The organism is [Flexibacter] sp. ATCC 35103, assembly GCF_001975985.1.
Lineage (GTDB): Bacteria > Bacteroidota > Bacteroidia > Flavobacteriales > Flavobacteriaceae > Flavobacterium.
Genome location: NZ_MTQF01000012.1, coordinates 108,564 through 124,021, shown reverse-complemented (window position 1 = coordinate 124,021; position 15,458 = coordinate 108,564). Strand labels below are relative to the sequence as shown.

Below are 15,458 nucleotides of genomic sequence, written 5' to 3'. Positions count from 1 at the left end.
GATTAAAATGATTTTTAACTTTGCCTGTAAAATTAAATTTTCAACCAGATTTTACAGATTTATGCAAATCTAAAAGGATCTTTTTTATTTAATTTTATCTGCAAAATCTGCGTGAAACAAATTTAAAAAAATCATTTGTAATCCTTAGATTTATAAGTTACCCGAAATAGTAATTCAGGATATTAAAAAGTGTAGCAATGGCAATTATTCCCGTGATACTACCAATAATAGTATTCATGTTTCGCATGATATAATCGGTTTTCTTTTCGATTCTTCCAAAGAAACCAATATAACTGTATAAAGCAGCAAATGAACCCAAAACAGACCCGAATACAAAAGTAAAAATAATATTATTTTCGAATGCAAAAAGATGATATGAAGCCAGCGTAACACTTACCACCACATAATACGGAATAGGGAAAAAGTTCAAACCAGAAAGTAACATTCCTAAAAAGAAACGGCTTTTTTTACTGCTCTTTTTAATCTTCGATTTCTTGGCTTTTGGTTCTTTTGCGATAAACAAAAAGTAAATCGTTAATATCGAAAATATAGCAAACCCAACCTCACGCAATAAAGTTACCACATCAGGACGATTATCGATTACCTGAGCAAATAAAACCGCTAAAGAAACCTGAAAAAAGATCACTAAAACGGCGCCGGCAACAAACCATAAAGCGTTCCTTTTTCCTTCTTTCAAATTTACTTTAGCTGCTGTCATATTGATTAATCCAGGCGGAATAATCCCAATGAAAGCGGCAATAAAACCTGAAAGTAATGGGGTAAGTAATGCCATTCAGTTATTTAATGGGTTTGAAAAATTGTTTTTAAAATTAAATTAGTCTTTAATTTTAAAGCGAATATACGTAATTGCCTTGTTAATTTCTAAATATTGTTTCTCGTAAAAAGTCTGAAAAGCAGTAACTTCCTCAGGGCTTCCTTCGTTTGTATACACATTATGATTTGCATATAAAACTTCATGTCCTTCACCGTGAAGTAATCCAAGCGTGTAACCGTGCATGAATTCACTATCGGTTTTAAGATTTACGACACCATCTTTTTTAAGGATCTTTTTATACAATTTCAAAAACTCTGAATTGGTCATTCTGTGTTTTGTTCTTTTGTATTTAATTTGCGGATCCGGAAAAGTAATCCAGATTTCATCCACTTCATTTTCATTAAAAATATGATCAATCAATTCGATTTGAGTACGAATAAAAGCAACATTATGAAGTCCGTTTTCTACAGCGGTTTTGGCACCTCTCCAGAAACGAGCCCCTTTAATATCGATACCGATAAAATTTTTGTTTGGATATCTTTCTGCTAAACCAACAGAATATTCTCCTTTTCCACATCCTAATTCTAAAACTAATGGATTATCATTTTTAAAGAAATCAGAGTTCCATTTCCCTTTCAAAGGCATTAAATCGCCTACAACTTCTTCTCTGGTTGGTTGAAAAACGTTTTCAAACGTTTCGTTTTCTCTGAATCTTTTTAGTTTATTTTTACTTCCCACTTTTACAAAAATTTTCAGCAAAATTAAGGAATATAAACGAATGAAAATAGCTGAAATACGTTTAAAGTTTATTAGCCACGAATTCACGAATTTTTAATTATCAATTACTATAAAATAGGAGAAGAAAAAATTCGTGAATTCGTGGCTAATTTTAATAATATGAATATTTTTTTACCCGTAATGAGCCTCGGTAATAGGTTTTAATTTAGGATCAAGCGTTTCATCGTGTTGAGACAAATCAAGTCCGATATGTTCATTTTCTTCAGAAACACGAAGCGGAATGATAAAATTAGTTACTTTAAACAAGAAATAAGCTCCAAAGAAAGTAAAGATTGAAACCAAAACCAGTGCCATCATATGGTGAGCAAAAACGTTCCATCCTCCGTGAAGTAAACTTGCATCTTCGCCATGAGCAAAAATAGCAGTCAAAATCATTCCCATAATTCCGCCAACACCGTGACAGGCAAAAACGTCAAGCGTATCATCAAATCGTTTAGAGAAACGACAATTTACAACTGAGTTCGAAACCAAAGCGGTAATAAACCCAAAAAACATACTCTCAGGAACAGAAACAAATCCTGCAGCAGGAGTTATAGCAACTAAACCTACAACAGCGCCAATACAAGCACCAAGCGCTGAAACTTTTCTGCCATTCATTCGATCAAAGAAAACCCATGTCAACATTGCAGCGGCTGACGAAGTTGTTGTCGTTGCAAAAGCCATGGCAGCAGTTCCGTTGGCCGCAAGAGCAGAACCAGCGTTGAAGCCAAACCATCCAAACCATAACATTCCCGTTCCTAATAATACGAACGGAATATTGGTTGGTATATGAGCACTATTTTTTCTTTTTCCTAAAACCAAAACTCCGGCAAGCGCAGCAAAACCTGAACTCATATGCACGACAGTTCCTCCGGCGAAATCTTTCACACCAAAATAACTTCCTAAAACACCAGTAGGATACCAAACGGAATGGCACAAAGGCGCATAGATAAAAATGGTAAACAAACTAATGAATAATAAATACGATATAAAGCGAACACGTTCTGCAAACGAACCCGTAATAATTGCCGGAGCAATAATCGCAAATTTCATCTGGAACAACGCAAACAACATAAACGGAATCGTACTCGCCAATTTTTTATGAGGCAAAACGCCGACATAATCCATAAAAGCAAAAGTAGTAGGATTACCAAAAAAGCTATAAAAATGCTCTCCGGAACCAAAACCTACAGGATCGCCAAAAGCTAAACTAAAACCCACAACAACCCATAAAAGCGTTACAACGCCCAAGCAAATAAAACTTTGCAACATGGTCGAAATCACATTTTTTCGGCCTACCATTCCTCCGTAGAAAAAAGATAACCCAGGTGTCATGATCAAAACCAAACAGCAAGAAGTTAACATCCAGGCGACATCGGCAGGAACGATATGATCAGTTGTTCCAAATTCTGATAATACGTAACTATTCTCTGTAACTGTTGGCCAAAATGCGCCCGTAATACAAACAATACTTATAATAATAAAGGAAATGATCCAGCGTTTTTCTATTTTCATTTTTCAAATACTTTATTTAACCCTATTTTTTTTGGGGTCAAAGTTAAAAAAAAATAAAGATTTTGATTTTTAGGGCTAACAAAATAGAGGCTGTTGTTTTATTTTAGTCAATTTTGTAAAATTCGATCTGTTTTTTTGAGAGTATCTTATTTTGAACTTCTAATTTAAGGATAAAATTGCCAATTGTATTATAATTAATTTGATATAAGATCTTGTAAAACGCTAGAAAAGTTAGGATTATAATAAGAAAGTTCGAAAATGTTTATTTTTTCTGAAGCTTTGCGATCAACACATCTTCAATTGGTGCTTTTATCTTAGTAGCAGCATCAACTTCTTCATTAGGAACCGTCATTGATAAAACATAGTGCTGAATTTTCCATTCTTTCCCCACTTTTACCAAAACACCAGAACCGCGACAAATTTTCATTTGGGTATTTAGCAATTCGTCGAACCATGCAATTTTTCCTGATTTGTCAAAAAAGATATGACGTTCAAGAGCCGTAAAATTCCAGGTAGTTCCTTTATCAAAAAATGGTTTTGCCCAAACTTTAAACTCTTTTTTATTCCAGTTTTCTGTGGCATCAGTTCCAATAAAAATTCCGTCTTCGGCAATTAGATTAAAGTAAGCGTCAAATTTCACATCGGCAGCAGCCTTATGCCACGTATCGATAGTTTGATTGACTTTGTCTTTTTCAGACGTTTGTGCATTTGCAAAAGTGGCAATGAATAATAAAAGTAGAATCGATTTTTTCATAAAAAGTTTTATTTTGGATTTAAAGTTAGCAAAAATTATTTCAAAGGAACAAAGGTGCAGAGGTTCAAAGGTGCAAAGTTTTTTTGTTGGGCGAATTTAATCTCGCAAAGGCGCGAAGTCGCAATTTTTTTTTATTGGTATTCGTTTTAATCTCGCAAAGGCTCAGATTAAATAAAAATCAAATTGATTTAGTTTCGCGCAGATGATAACAGATTAAATTTATAAATCCTCTGCGTCCATCTGCTTAAATCTTTTTAAATCTGCGTGAAACAAAAACGTTGCGACTTCGGAAATTTCTCAACGCTTAAATTAAAAAACTTAAAACAAATCCCACTAAGTGAAAGAAAAACCAAAAACTTTGCGCCTCTGCGCCTTTGCGAGATTAAATGAAAAAGCAATACAAATCTTATATTACTTATATGGTGAAATCTTAGTATATTTGAGAGCTTTAAAATCGATACATCATGAATTCAAAAATACTTCTCACCTCAATATTTGTTACTTCTTTAGTTTTTACTTCTTGTAAGAAAGAATTAGAACCACAAGAAAGCACACCAACATCTGAATTAGTAAAACTAGGATTAGCAAAAGATACCACAAAAACACAGTCAGTTGTTCAAAATCCGGTGACAAATCCTAATACCGTAATGGGCGATACTAACGGCATAAATCCTGCACACGGACAACCCGGACATCGATGCGATATTGCAGTTGGTGCACCTTTAAATTCTGCTCCAACTCAGCAAGTACAAACAACAAATACGCAAACAGCACAACCTGTACAAGTAAATGCGGGTCAGCAAAATGTAGTAACCACAACAACTGTTGCGCCGGTAAAAGTAGGTAAAGGAATGAATCCGTCGCACGGACAACCCGGACACAGATGTGATATTCCGGTTGGAGCGCCTTTAAATTCTGCAGCACCAAAACAACCTGTTGCAAATACAGCACAAAGCGGTACAACGTCGCAAACTTATACCGTTACGCCACCGCCTGCAAATGCAGTTCCGGCTTTATTAAGTACCGAAGAAGCCGTAGTTGCCGACGGAATGAATCCTGCACACGGAAAACCCGGACATCGTTGCGATATCGCAGTTGGATCTCCGTTGCCAAAATCATAATATTTACGTCAATAATCTGGGCGTGCCACCAATAAAAAAGGGGCCAACTATGCAAATCGCTTAGTCGGCCCCTTTTTTATTGCTGTCGGGCTTTCGCTGCTACTTCGGTAGCTTAGCTCTATCCCTCACGCGAAACAGTTTTTAGTCTCAGTTTTCAGTGTACTCTTGTCATCCTGAGTGAAGTCGAAATGTCATTTTATATAATATGATATGAATTCCAATTTTGCGTAGAGACGCAGAGCAGTGTGTCTAATGTTTTTAAACACAATCCCTTTGCGATCTCAAAGCAAAAGCATAATTCACAAAACTTTGTGACCTTTGCGTAATCCTTTGCTCCCGATAGCTATCGGGATTGCGGTAAAATTTTCCTTTATTCAATTTCAAAAATCGCCTGAATTTCTACAGCCGAATTTATCGGTAACGAAACCGCACCAATTGTTGCTCTCGCGTGTTTTCCTTTTTCACCAAAAACCAAAGCTGTCAAATTCGAAGCCGAATTCATAATCGCAGCATGTTGTGTGTATTCTGGAGTTGTATTAAAATATCCTGTCAATTGCACGCATTGTTTTACCTTGTTCAAATCACCACCACAAGCTTCTTTCAAAACCGCAATAACATTTAGCATGGTTTGATACGTTGCTTCTTTCGCCTGATCTTCAGTAACCGTTGCGCCAACTTTTCCTGGATTTAAAATCTTTCCGTCTTTCAGTGCCACCTGATTAATATATACTTTATGATCTGAAATCGTAAACGGAACATAATTCCCAACCGGTTTAGGCGCTTCAGGAAGTACAATATTATTGTCTTTTAAAGTTTTGTTGATGTCGATTTTAGTTTCTGCCGACGCTGTTTTTACAGACTTTATATTCTCTGTATTTTTCAATCCTGACGCAACTCTTGCCAAAGCCTTTCCTTGTTCTTTAGCCAAATTCAATTCGCTTTGCGACGGACGAGTTCCCGTTGATCCCGCTAGTGAAGTTGCGCCAAAAGGTGTGTTTCCCTGCGGAACAGTTTTGTCTAAAGTTGCCGTTCCCATAATTCCCGTAGGTACAATCACCATTCCGTGCGACGCCAGGATATTCCAGAAGGATAAAATTGCCGCTTCTTTTCCTACGCCAGATCCTGCTGACATGAAAACAGTTGCTGGTTTTCCTTCTAAAGCTCTCGAAGTCCAAAGCGGAATACTCTGGCTGAAAAAGTAATTCATATCAGCACTAATATTCGCAAAATGAACCGGACTTCCAAATGCGATTCCGTCATAATTCGCCAATTCTTCGATCGTTGCAACAGGTAATTTCTCGACATCAGCATTTAGTTTTTCTTTTGAGTTTATGGATGGAACACGTTTTAAAGTCGCTTTAGTATTTGGATATTCCTGAATTCCGTCAGCAATAGCTTTTGCCATTTTATAAGTTCCGCCGTTTTGAGAATAGATCAAAACCAGCACATTTGTTTCAGATGATTTTGTTTGTGCGTTTACGCTAAAACCTATAAATATTGCGATTAATAATACGAGTAGTTGCTTTTTCATGAAGGTAATTTTTTAATAATTTGTAATGCATAATCTCAAAAAAAGAGCTTGTTTTATTTCAAAATCAAGTTTCTTTTTTGGGACTGCAAAATTACTTCTTACAATCCCGAAAAGCGTTATTATTATCTTAATTGTCCAATTAAGCATAGTTAATTTTAGTCCCATCGGGACGACATATTTATAGAAAAAATCAGAACAATGTATGTAGAGCTCCAGCGGAGCGATATATTTATCTAAAATTTAAAATACATCCCAACAAAAACCAATCGTGGTGACATATCGAATCGTGCTAAAAATATATGTCGCTCCGCTGGAGCTGGATTATAATGGCGCGTAATAAAATTGGGCTATAAATATGTCGCTCCGCTGGAGCTTTACATTAAAAGTTTAGAAAAAAATCTGCTTTATCTGCAAAATCTGCGTGAAACAAAAAATATTAATCCTTCTAATCTGTGAAATCTGTGGCAAAAATTTCTAACTTCGAGGAAACAAATCGCCTTACTTATGAAAAAAGCAATTGTATACGGAGCAAGCGGATTAGTAGGATCTTATATTCTGGAAACGTTACTGAATAATGCCAATTATGAACAAGTCATAATTGTGGTTAGAAAAGAATTAAACATTCAGCATCCAAAATTAAAAACACTAATTGGTGATTTTAATACATTGCCAGAAGTCGTAAAAGACATTCAAATAGATGAAGTTTTTATCGCGCTTGGAACAACACAAAAGAAAACGCCGGATAAAAAACTCTACTATCAAATCGATCATGATTATCCCATTCTGGCGGCAAAACTGGCAAAAGAAAATGGAGCAAAATCAGTCTTTTTAGTTTCGGCAATTGGAGCAAATGCAAAGTCTTCGATATTTTATACCAAGCTGAAAGGTGAAACCGAACAAGATATTATCAATTTGAATCTAGATCATACGTATATTTTTCGGCCATCGATGATTTTGGGAGATAGAAAAGAAAGCCGACCTCTTGAAAAAGTATTCATCGGAATTTTTAAATTCATCAATCCGTTATTTGTTGGAGGAATAAATAAATACAAAGGAATCGAGGCAAGCGATATTGCCAAAGCAATGGTAAATAGTGCGAACACACTAAACGAGAAAGTCAAAATATTGCATTGGGAAGAAATGACCGCTTTACTAAAATAATACCAATTTATTTATGTTTTAGTCCAATGTTTTCCGGTATAATGCCGATGTAATATGAAAATAGTACAATGTAATTGGACTATATTGAATATACAATCGGTATAAAAAATGGCATTATCCGGATTAGAGATAATGCCATTTTTAGATTTTGATACTATATAAATTAATGCGCTTTCATTTTTTCGAAAGTCGTAGTAAGTGATTTTTTTGCTTTTGCAAGAGCACCGCTAAAAGCTTTTTCAAGCGTATCTGCGTGGTCTGTTACGGTTAAGGGTTGTAAGTTGGCAATACGAACTTCGATTACACATTTTTTATCGTTCAAGCTGAATTTCTCTCCGTTTTCATCTCCAAAATGTACTTCAACTCGGGTTATTTTTTCCTCGAAACGAGCTAAGCCTTTTTCTAATTCTTCAGAAAAATAAGTGGCTAATCTTTCGTGTCCTTCGATGTTCTTGTCGGTATTGATTTGAATTTTCATATGGCTTTATATTTAATGATTGTTTCTCAAAGCTATCTTTTTTAGAATGAAAAGCCAAGTGAGTTAATAAAACATTATGAAAAAATGTTGGAAATTTTTAAGCTTATTTTTATCAGGCTTGGCGATCTCGAAATGTTATTATGGAACACGGATTTAACGGATTCACTTCGTGAAAACGCAGATAAAAACAGATTTTTTTTATTTGTGTTTTTTGTCAGGCTGAGCGAAGTCGAAGCCCTAGTAACAATAAGCAAACTAAAAATTTATAACATTTTAAATTGCTAGAGAAAACCCACACAAATCAAAGGTTTATTTGGTATCTTCGCAGTCCTAAAATGCAAGAATTATGAACTCAGAAAAACTTTGTGCCCGTGTGGTATGGTGGCGGTATTGGAAACAACTGCAACGCTCTTGCAGCGTAGGACACCTAAGCTACGCGGGTTTTATATTTCCTAAAATGCAAGATTATGAGTCTAAACACCCTTTCAAAAGAAACCGAATTACGGTTAAACGAATTTTTCAACCAAGCGACTGATCCTAAAAGTTTCGCAAAAGCAATTCGAAAAGTAAATTATCTTCTCGCCATTTCGTTAATGCGAGAATGCGAAACCCTGCAAATTGATTCAAAATCAGTTCAGGAAGGTTTTTACTTGCTAAACGAACTAGCCGAAATTTTGAATCCTTATCTGGATGCTAAATAATTAAAAACGAGAAAAGCCACTGCGAAGTGGCTTTTTTTATTTTGTGGTTTGGTCTGCTTTTTCTGCCTGCTTTGTCATTACAAAGAATGAAAAATTGCAAAATGTTGTCAGACTGAGCGAAGTCGAAGTCCCCGCAATAATTATAAAACTTGTCTTTCTGCAATCGCCTTCTGAATTTCAACAATACAGGAATCTAAATTCTTTTTGATATCATTACTCCAAAAACGCAGAATTTTCCAGTTTTGAGATTCTAAATACGCATTGACTTCTATATCCCGTTGCATATTTCGCTCGATTTTTTTGACCCAGAATTCAGGATTGGTTTGCGGTTTTTTTCTCGTCTCCCAATCTTTCGCATGAAAGAATTCACCGTCAACAAATATTGCAATTTTAAGTTGTTTGAAAGTTAAATCTGGAGTTCCAAAAACTGTTTTGTTATTTTTTCGATATCTGTAACCTAGGTTCCATAATGCTTTTGCCAAAGTTACTTCGGCTTTTGTTGCGGTGCTTTTGATTGCACGCATGTTTTTGGAGCGTTGTTGTGGATTATGGACATCCATTATAACTAGAAATGTTATTTATGTTAAATCAATTATGTTATCTTGAAAAACGAATTTCCTATGGAATTCTAAATAAATCTCTCTGTTTTCAGGGAAAATTCTCATTTTGTTTTTAGCATTTGGATTGATATTTACTCTTTCCCAAGTAATTGAGCTAAATTGAGTTCCACAAATTAAAAAACCATCATCAGTAAATGTTATGTAACCTTGATCAAATAACCTGTCATATGTAGGAGAAAGAGCAAGTCCATTTAAATAATCTAAAGCTTGATCTTCCCTGTTTTCTTTTATACATATATTATAGGGTTTAATGTGACTTGCAATTAGTAATCTTTCTTCAGTAATTTTTGAAAATGGACATTGCGGCATGTATTCTAGTACTTTTTTTCTATATTTTTCAGAACCTTGTCGATAAATTTTTTGCAATTGTTCCATGGGTACCTCTAGATGAGTAGTTTCATATTCAACTAACATAGCTTGTGGATGTACAAATGATCTGAATTGATAGTCTAATAAAATTCTAAAATAAAATAATGTTTCAGATGAATCAGTAATGTTTTCAATTGGTACAAGTTTAAGTATTGAGAGATAACTTATTTTAGGTAAAATTAATTCTCTCCATAATTTCCAAATATAATCATCAGATCTAATATATCCTCTATTTTGATTTTGAGATAAATTATCTGAGGCATCATAAATACTAAAGAAAATATTTTCATTATTAAGATCTAGGACTTTATTGTATCTTTCTTGATAGTATTTTCCAATATCATTGTGATATAATTGATCTTGAGCATAATATTCGGTTTTTGCATCATCTAAATATTTTAACATATTTGATTTGCTGAAAAAACACTTCCTTTCTTGTATAATTGCATTATGTGCTCTTGCGGATTCTACTGTTTTCCTTTTTTTAATATTATCAAAATGTTCTACCCCCCAATTTGAATAATTGAAAAAGTTTGACATTCTTCCACCTAATTCTCCTTTATAAGTGCCAACATGTTTTTTCGATTCACCATTTCCTCCAAATTGAGCTAATTTGTTTTTTCTGTCGATAAAACTATCTTCTGCTCTAAAATCTTGGATAGAATCAACTATATAATATTCTATTCCATCAACCTTAATTTTTTGAAAATTTTCCATAATTTATTTGGTAATAAATTTAGTTATGTCCATTTGTTTCATTAGCGCGATAAAAACATTTACAACAATACTATTTCCAGCTTGTCTATACATTTGAGTATCACTTACTACTTGTTTAAAATCATCCTTAAAGCCCATTAATCTTAAGCATTCTCTAGGTGTTAATTTTCTGATTTTACCTTTATTATGTGTAACATAATTGTCAACTCCTGAACGATGCATTTTATGCATTGATTGAAGAATTGGTCTTGCGATTTCTAGATCGGTTCCTACTGTTGTTTTAAAAGTTTTAGTTCCTGTAGATAAAACGTATGCTTTTGTTTTTTCGGAGAGATAATATTTCTCTTCAACTTTATTAACATCAAAAACAAAATCATTAAAGTCATTTTCAGTTTCTTCAAAGACAAAATCTCCATGCCAGTTAAATTGTTGATTTGCTTTTTGACATAAAGCTATTTCACCGTTTATCTGTGTGTATCTTTTGTTTCTGTTTTTTGTACTTGTAACAAATTTTATTCCTTTCTCTTTTAGATAATATTTACTATCAATATAATCTTCAAGAAAATCTTGCATTTTATATTCTAACGAAATTGCTTCAGGAAAATCAAATTTAGTTTCGATGTCTCGAAATCCTACTACAAAAATTCTTTCCCTATGTTGTGGAATACCAAAGTTCTTAGAATTTAATAGTTGATATTTAATTTTATATCCTAGTTCTTTAAAGGTTTCCTTAATTACTTTAAACGTATTCCCTTTATCATGATTTACTAAGCCTTTAACGTTTTCAAAAATGAAAACTTTAGGCTGGCTTTCTTTTATAACTCTTGCAAATTCATAAAAGAGTGTTCCTCTGGTATCTTCAAAACCTTTTCTTTTTCCAACCATTGAGAAAGATTGGCAAGGACTTCCACCTACTAGTAAATCAATATCTCCTTTATACTTAGATCCATCTATTTTCGTTACATCATCATACCAACTTTTTTCAGATATGTCATAATTAGCAAAATAACTCTGTTTGACATATTTATCATTATCACATGCAAAAATGATTTCACTTTTTAAGTCAAGTCTTTTCAAGGCATGTTCAATTGAGCCAATTCCACTAAACATAGTAGCTAATCTTATAGTCGCGTTTGGTTTGGTAAATTTTTTATCAACCCAATTTTCAAGCTCATAAAAAACATTATATTGAGATTCATTTACTTCGATGTTGACAATTTCTGTTTTTTCGCCATATATATTCTTTTTCATCTTTTAAAATTATTATCATTAAAAAAAACCTCAAAATCAGTGTCAAGAGCGATAATAATTTTTTCAATAATCTGTATTGAAGCATTTCTCTTCCCTTTTTCTATCTCAGAAATATATGTTCTGTCTACATTTGAAATATTAGCTAGATATTCGATTGAAAATCCTTTTTCTTCTCTTAGTTCTTTGACTTTAGATCCGAATTTTTCTTTTATATTCATAGGCTATAAAAGTAGACCTGAGTTGACAATTGACCTGCTTACAATTGTCATCATTGAAATTTAGTTTTCAACTTATTATAAAATAGTGCATATAAAAAAACGCCAATCATTTCTGACTGGCGTTAATTAATATTTCTAAACTTGTTACGAAAACCAAAAGCTCTAGCCCTGATGGGAACGGCATCCTTTTGTTGCTTTCTTTAAGCAATAAAAGATATAGTGTACAGCAGGAAATAGCTCCTGGATATTCAAGTTAAAGTATTTTTAAAACACAAATTTTAAGTTACAAAAGCTTTTCGACTTCGCTCAGAGGGACAAATCTTTGGCGAGTTTCTAGTGTGATTTCTCCTTTCGTTGAGATGACAAGATTGCTGATAATTTGTGATTGCTTTCGCCACGACGAACAGGTCTTTCCTCGCAATGACGATAGAAACTACTTATCCTTCTTTCCCCATTTAATTTTCATTTTTCCTTCATCATCTAATGCGATTAAATGCAGAACAATTCCGCGGTCGCGAACGGCGTCTCGTTCGGCTTTGGTGGCAAGTTTGATATCGTTTTTAGAGTTTCGGAGTGGGATTGTGAGCGCGAGATTGGTGCCACGACCAAAGGAATAAATGCCTTCGGCATCGAGGTTTAAAACGCTGGAACTAATAGTAAAATTATTAACATCGACTTGTTCTCCGCGTAATTTAAGATTGCCGGATAAATCGCTGAAGGTAATATTCTTTACATCGCGAAACGGAAACGCAAATTTGCCAATTTTTACGATAGGCTCAAAGTCTAACAAAGCGCCCTGATTGACGTTGAAACTCAGATTGCCGTGCATAGAATTGGTGATCAACGCACCGTTGCTGTTGATGAATCCGGTAACATTTGCCTGACTGCTCAGTTTTCCTTTGATATTATTAGGATTAAAAGACGTCACGCCAAAGTTGTTGAACGACTTTAAGAAACTCGCAATATCAACCCTGTTTACTTGTGCGTTCGAACTAAAAGCAAAGTTTTTTCCGCTTGGTTTTACTTCGCTGTTAAAGGTGATGCTTCCGCCGGAAGTTTGCAGTGAACCATTTTTTATGACCAATCTCGAATCGATCATTTGTACGGTTGCGGTAGTATTTGTTGCGGTTAATTTGTTGTAACTAATTTTATCTGCTTTAATGTCGATTACTACGGCACATTTGTCGATTGCGGTTCGTATTTGGTTCGATATCGAGGTTCTTTTATTGGTTTTGGCAATGGCTTTGCTTTTTTGCGAAGTGGCTAAAACGCCCAGAAATTGTTTGAGATCGATGTACGGAGAATAGATTTTCCAGTTTACGATCATTTTTTCGGGTGCATCATAATATAGGTTCAGGAAATTGTCGATTTTGCCTTCGATTAAAATGGTGTTTTTTAGGTGTTTGTAGGTAATTTGTTTGATTAGTAAAGCTTTCTCGGTAAAATCCAGATGAATGTTGGTTTTTACGGCGCGAACATTCTTCGGGATGTAATGAAACGAAGCGTCATCGACATCTATTTTGCCTATAAATCGAGGTTTTGTAATGTACAAATCGACAATATCAAACTGAAATTTCAGGTTTGCTTTGGCGTGTCCGTCTGTAAACTGAATCCATTTGTCGTTGCTGATTTCGTTAAGCCTTTCTACATCAAAATCAGAACTTACGTTTCCGGTAGCAACGGGTTTCTCCAGATTATTAATAGACAATTGCGGAATTGTAAGGGGGATATTCTCGTATTCGCCCACAAATTTCGTTAATATAATGGCTGAATTTGCGTCGTTGTAACCGTCTTTTGGTTTGAAATTATTGGTAAATATTCCTTTAAAATTACATTTTTTGATTAATCCGTCCGGAATACTCAGTTCGTTATCTTTTATAATCGCCTGAACTACAATTTTAGGATCTCCCTCAGCATTAAAATCGCCTTTTATGTCACAATTTACATCGATAGGTTTGCTTAGATTAAAACGGTTTAGCTTAGAACTGATATTTGCCGATAATACATTCGAAGCGTTTTGCCATAAAATAGTGGTTCCAATATTGATTCCGAAAAGGGCATTTCCTTTCGCTAAATTAAAAAAGGCAATAATGTCAAAACCGTCAGTTCCTATTTTTAGATTTTTGGTTACAACGTCAATTCGTTCTTTTTCGGATCCGTATGAAACATTAAAAGTTCCGGTAAGTTGCTTTTCTTTGGCAAAACTTCCGTGTACGGTATTAAAGGCTAAACTCTTGATTTTAGTATCCAGAAAAACATCAGTTTGCCAATTATCGCCGTCGTAATCTACTTTTGTTTTTAAACTGGCTACATCAAAATCAAATAATTTATGACCAAGACGATTATCTAAAATAAAATGCACATTGTTAAGGTCAACCTGATCGATTGTAGTTTCTCTATCTGATTTATTTTCGGGTATTTTTTTCTTTTTTGGCTTAAAGATATCAGCGTTCGAGTAACCATCTTCGGCTTTATAAACATAAATATCGGCGTCGTTAATGAGGATTTTATGAATGTTGATTTCGTTCTGTAGTAAATTCCAAACGTTCAGGCGTACTTCTATTTCTTTGGCATTTAATAAAGTATGTTTGTGCGTTGCCCATTGATTGTCTTTGAGTTCGACATCTTTTAAGGCTAAAGTAAAGTTGGGGAAACCGGTTAGAAATTTATAATGAAAATCGCCAACATGAAATTTTCCGTTGATGTTTTCATTAATCTTCGTATTGATCTTGGCGATGATTTCGGTTTTATTTTGGTTAAAATAAATCGCCAATCCTCCACAAGCGATTAATAGTAAGCCAATGAGTCCTAATATAAAAAAGCCAAAACGCTTGGCATATTTTTTAAAACGAACTGATTGAAAGAAGTTTTTTATATGGAGTAAAGTTGTTGTCATCTCGAAGAATTTTCTGGATCATTAAAGATAAGGTAAAAAAATGATGTTATTTTAAAAAGATGACCTTCAGTATATTGTAAGTTAAAGCTTATAGTTTTAAAATATGGGAATCATATAATAAATGACAATGCATTTATAATTAAAACTAATTTAAGAATGGTGTTTGATTAGTATTTAATTTTTAAATTTGTAGTCTAGTTTGAAACGAACAATTCAGACAATAATTTTAAAAGACAAAAAATTATGGCATTAGCAATAACAGATGCTACTTTTGATGAAGTAGTTTTGAAATCAGATAAACCAGTAATGGTAGATTTTTGGGCAGCATGGTGCGGTCCTTGTAGAATGGTTGGTCCAATCATTGACCAAATCAGCGAAGAATACGCAGGTAAAGTTGTCGTTGGTAAAGTTGATGTAGATGCTAACCAGGAATTCGCTGCAAAATATGGTGTGCGTAACATACCAACCGTTTTGGTTTTTCATAACGGTGAAGTAGTAGGAAAACAAGTAGGAGTTGCTCCGAAACAAACCTACGCAGATAGTTTAGACGCTTTGTTGTAATCGTAAGATTATG

General features: G+C 34.2%; 15 protein-coding genes. 4 read left to right on the top strand and 11 right to left on the bottom strand.

Annotation, left to right across the window (positions count from 1 at the left end):
- Positions 1-157: 157 nt before the first annotated feature.
- The 4 genes from BXU01_RS21285 to BXU01_RS21270 form a co-directional block, all read right to left on the bottom strand.
- On the bottom strand, positions 158-793 hold the full coding sequence (locus tag BXU01_RS21285) for a LysE family transporter (protein ID WP_055097384.1): 636 nt from the start codon (positions 791-793) through the stop codon (positions 158-160).
- A 42-nt stretch (positions 794-835) separates the two neighbouring features.
- Positions 836-1,513, bottom strand: a complete 678-nt coding sequence (gene trmB, locus BXU01_RS21280; RefSeq protein ID WP_083695479.1) for a tRNA (guanosine(46)-N7)-methyltransferase TrmB — start codon at positions 1,511-1,513, stop codon at positions 836-838.
- 171 nt (positions 1,514-1,684) lie between these two features.
- A complete protein-coding gene (locus tag BXU01_RS21275; RefSeq protein WP_083695301.1) occupies positions 1,685-3,067 on the bottom strand; it encodes an ammonium transporter in 1,383 nt (460 codons plus the stop codon).
- 262 nt (positions 3,068-3,329) lie between these two features.
- On the bottom strand, positions 3,330-3,821 hold the full coding sequence (locus tag BXU01_RS21270) for a nuclear transport factor 2 family protein (protein WP_083695298.1): 492 nt from the start codon (positions 3,819-3,821) through the stop codon (positions 3,330-3,332).
- Between the two features lie 464 nt (positions 3,822-4,285).
- On the opposite strand from BXU01_RS21270, the gene BXU01_RS21265 reads away from it, so the two are divergent.
- Positions 4,286-4,942: a hypothetical protein gene (locus BXU01_RS21265; protein ID WP_083695295.1), complete on the top strand. Its 657-nt coding sequence runs from the start codon at positions 4,286-4,288 to the stop codon at positions 4,940-4,942.
- Between the two features lie 370 nt (positions 4,943-5,312).
- Here BXU01_RS21265 and wrbA read toward each other — a convergent pair whose 3' ends face one another.
- Positions 5,313-6,473, bottom strand: a complete 1,161-nt coding sequence (wrbA, locus tag BXU01_RS21260; protein ID WP_083695292.1) for an NAD(P)H:quinone oxidoreductase — start codon at positions 6,471-6,473, stop codon at positions 5,313-5,315.
- Positions 6,474-6,977: 504 nt separating this feature from the next.
- Here wrbA and BXU01_RS21255 point away from each other — a divergent pair.
- Positions 6,978-7,634: an oxidoreductase gene (locus BXU01_RS21255; protein ID WP_083695289.1), complete on the top strand. Its 657-nt coding sequence runs from the start codon at positions 6,978-6,980 to the stop codon at positions 7,632-7,634.
- Positions 7,635-7,797: 163 nt separating this feature from the next.
- On the opposite strand, the gene BXU01_RS21250 is transcribed toward BXU01_RS21255, so the two are convergent.
- Positions 7,798-8,112: an HPF/RaiA family ribosome-associated protein gene (locus BXU01_RS21250; RefSeq protein ID WP_056244515.1), complete on the bottom strand. Its 315-nt coding sequence runs from the start codon at positions 8,110-8,112 to the stop codon at positions 7,798-7,800.
- Between the two features lie 467 nt (positions 8,113-8,579).
- Between BXU01_RS21250 and BXU01_RS21245 the strand changes: the two genes are divergently transcribed.
- Positions 8,580-8,813 (top strand): hypothetical protein, encoded by a 234-nt coding sequence (locus BXU01_RS21245; RefSeq protein ID WP_083695286.1) that lies wholly within the window; start codon positions 8,580-8,582, stop codon positions 8,811-8,813.
- A 140-nt stretch (positions 8,814-8,953) separates the two neighbouring features.
- Here the strand turns inward: BXU01_RS21245 and BXU01_RS21240 are convergent, their stop codons facing one another.
- From BXU01_RS21240 to BXU01_RS21220, 5 genes are all read right to left on the bottom strand, one after another.
- Positions 8,954-9,373: a very short patch repair endonuclease gene (locus BXU01_RS21240; RefSeq protein ID WP_083695283.1), complete on the bottom strand. Its 420-nt coding sequence runs from the start codon at positions 9,371-9,373 to the stop codon at positions 8,954-8,956.
- An 18-nt stretch (positions 9,374-9,391) separates the two neighbouring features.
- Positions 9,392-10,519, bottom strand: a complete 1,128-nt coding sequence (locus BXU01_RS21235) for an HNH endonuclease (RefSeq protein WP_083695281.1) — start codon at positions 10,517-10,519, stop codon at positions 9,392-9,394.
- Positions 10,520-10,522: 3 nt separating this feature from the next.
- On the bottom strand, positions 10,523-11,770 hold the full coding sequence (gene dcm / locus BXU01_RS21230; protein WP_083695278.1) for a DNA (cytosine-5-)-methyltransferase: 1,248 nt from the start codon (positions 11,768-11,770) through the stop codon (positions 10,523-10,525).
- A complete protein-coding gene (locus BXU01_RS21225; protein ID WP_083695275.1) occupies positions 11,767-11,988 on the bottom strand; it encodes a helix-turn-helix domain-containing protein in 222 nt (73 codons plus the stop codon). Before BXU01_RS21225 ends, dcm begins: the two co-directional genes overlap by 4 nt.
- A gap of 433 nt (positions 11,989-12,421) precedes the next feature.
- Positions 12,422-14,884 (bottom strand): AsmA-like C-terminal region-containing protein, encoded by a 2,463-nt coding sequence (locus tag BXU01_RS21220; protein WP_083695273.1) that lies wholly within the window; start codon positions 14,882-14,884, stop codon positions 12,422-12,424.
- A 243-nt stretch (positions 14,885-15,127) separates the two neighbouring features.
- Between BXU01_RS21220 and trxA the strand changes: the two genes are divergently transcribed.
- Positions 15,128-15,445, top strand: coding sequence for a thioredoxin (gene trxA, locus BXU01_RS21215; protein WP_041516662.1), 318 nt, complete (start codon positions 15,128-15,130; stop codon positions 15,443-15,445).
- Positions 15,446-15,458: the final 13 nt, after the last annotated feature.

Bases quoted from the DNA above. Each gene is read 5' to 3' on its own strand.
- BXU01_RS21285 (WP_055097384.1), bottom strand. From the start codon at position 793: ATGGCATTACTTACCCCATTACTTTCAGGTTTTATTGCCGCTTTCATT.
- BXU01_RS21275 (WP_083695301.1), bottom strand. From the start codon at position 3,067: ATGAAAATAGAAAAACGCTGGATCATTTCCTTTATTATTATAAGTATT.
- BXU01_RS21270 (WP_083695298.1), bottom strand. From the start codon at position 3,821: ATGAAAAAATCGATTCTACTTTTATTATTCATTGCCACTTTTGCAAAT.
- BXU01_RS21265 (WP_083695295.1), top strand. From the start codon at position 4,286: ATGAATTCAAAAATACTTCTCACCTCAATATTTGTTACTTCTTTAGTT.
- wrbA (WP_083695292.1), bottom strand. From the start codon at position 6,473: ATGAAAAAGCAACTACTCGTATTATTAATCGCAATATTTATAGGTTTT.
- BXU01_RS21255 (WP_083695289.1), top strand. From the start codon at position 6,978: ATGAAAAAAGCAATTGTATACGGAGCAAGCGGATTAGTAGGATCTTAT.
- BXU01_RS21250 (WP_056244515.1), bottom strand. From the start codon at position 8,112: ATGAAAATTCAAATCAATACCGACAAGAACATCGAAGGACACGAAAGA.
- BXU01_RS21245 (WP_083695286.1), top strand. From the start codon at position 8,580: ATGAGTCTAAACACCCTTTCAAAAGAAACCGAATTACGGTTAAACGAA.
- BXU01_RS21240 (WP_083695283.1), bottom strand. From the start codon at position 9,373: ATGGATGTCCATAATCCACAACAACGCTCCAAAAACATGCGTGCAATC.
- BXU01_RS21235 (WP_083695281.1), bottom strand. From the start codon at position 10,519: ATGGAAAATTTTCAAAAAATTAAGGTTGATGGAATAGAATATTATATA.
- dcm (WP_083695278.1), bottom strand. From the start codon at position 11,770: ATGAAAAAGAATATATATGGCGAAAAAACAGAAATTGTCAACATCGAA.
- BXU01_RS21225 (WP_083695275.1), bottom strand. From the start codon at position 11,988: ATGAATATAAAAGAAAAATTCGGATCTAAAGTCAAAGAACTAAGAGAA.
- BXU01_RS21220 (WP_083695273.1), bottom strand. From the start codon at position 14,884: ATGACAACAACTTTACTCCATATAAAAAACTTCTTTCAATCAGTTCGT.
- trxA (WP_041516662.1), top strand. From the start codon at position 15,128: ATGGCATTAGCAATAACAGATGCTACTTTTGATGAAGTAGTTTTGAAA.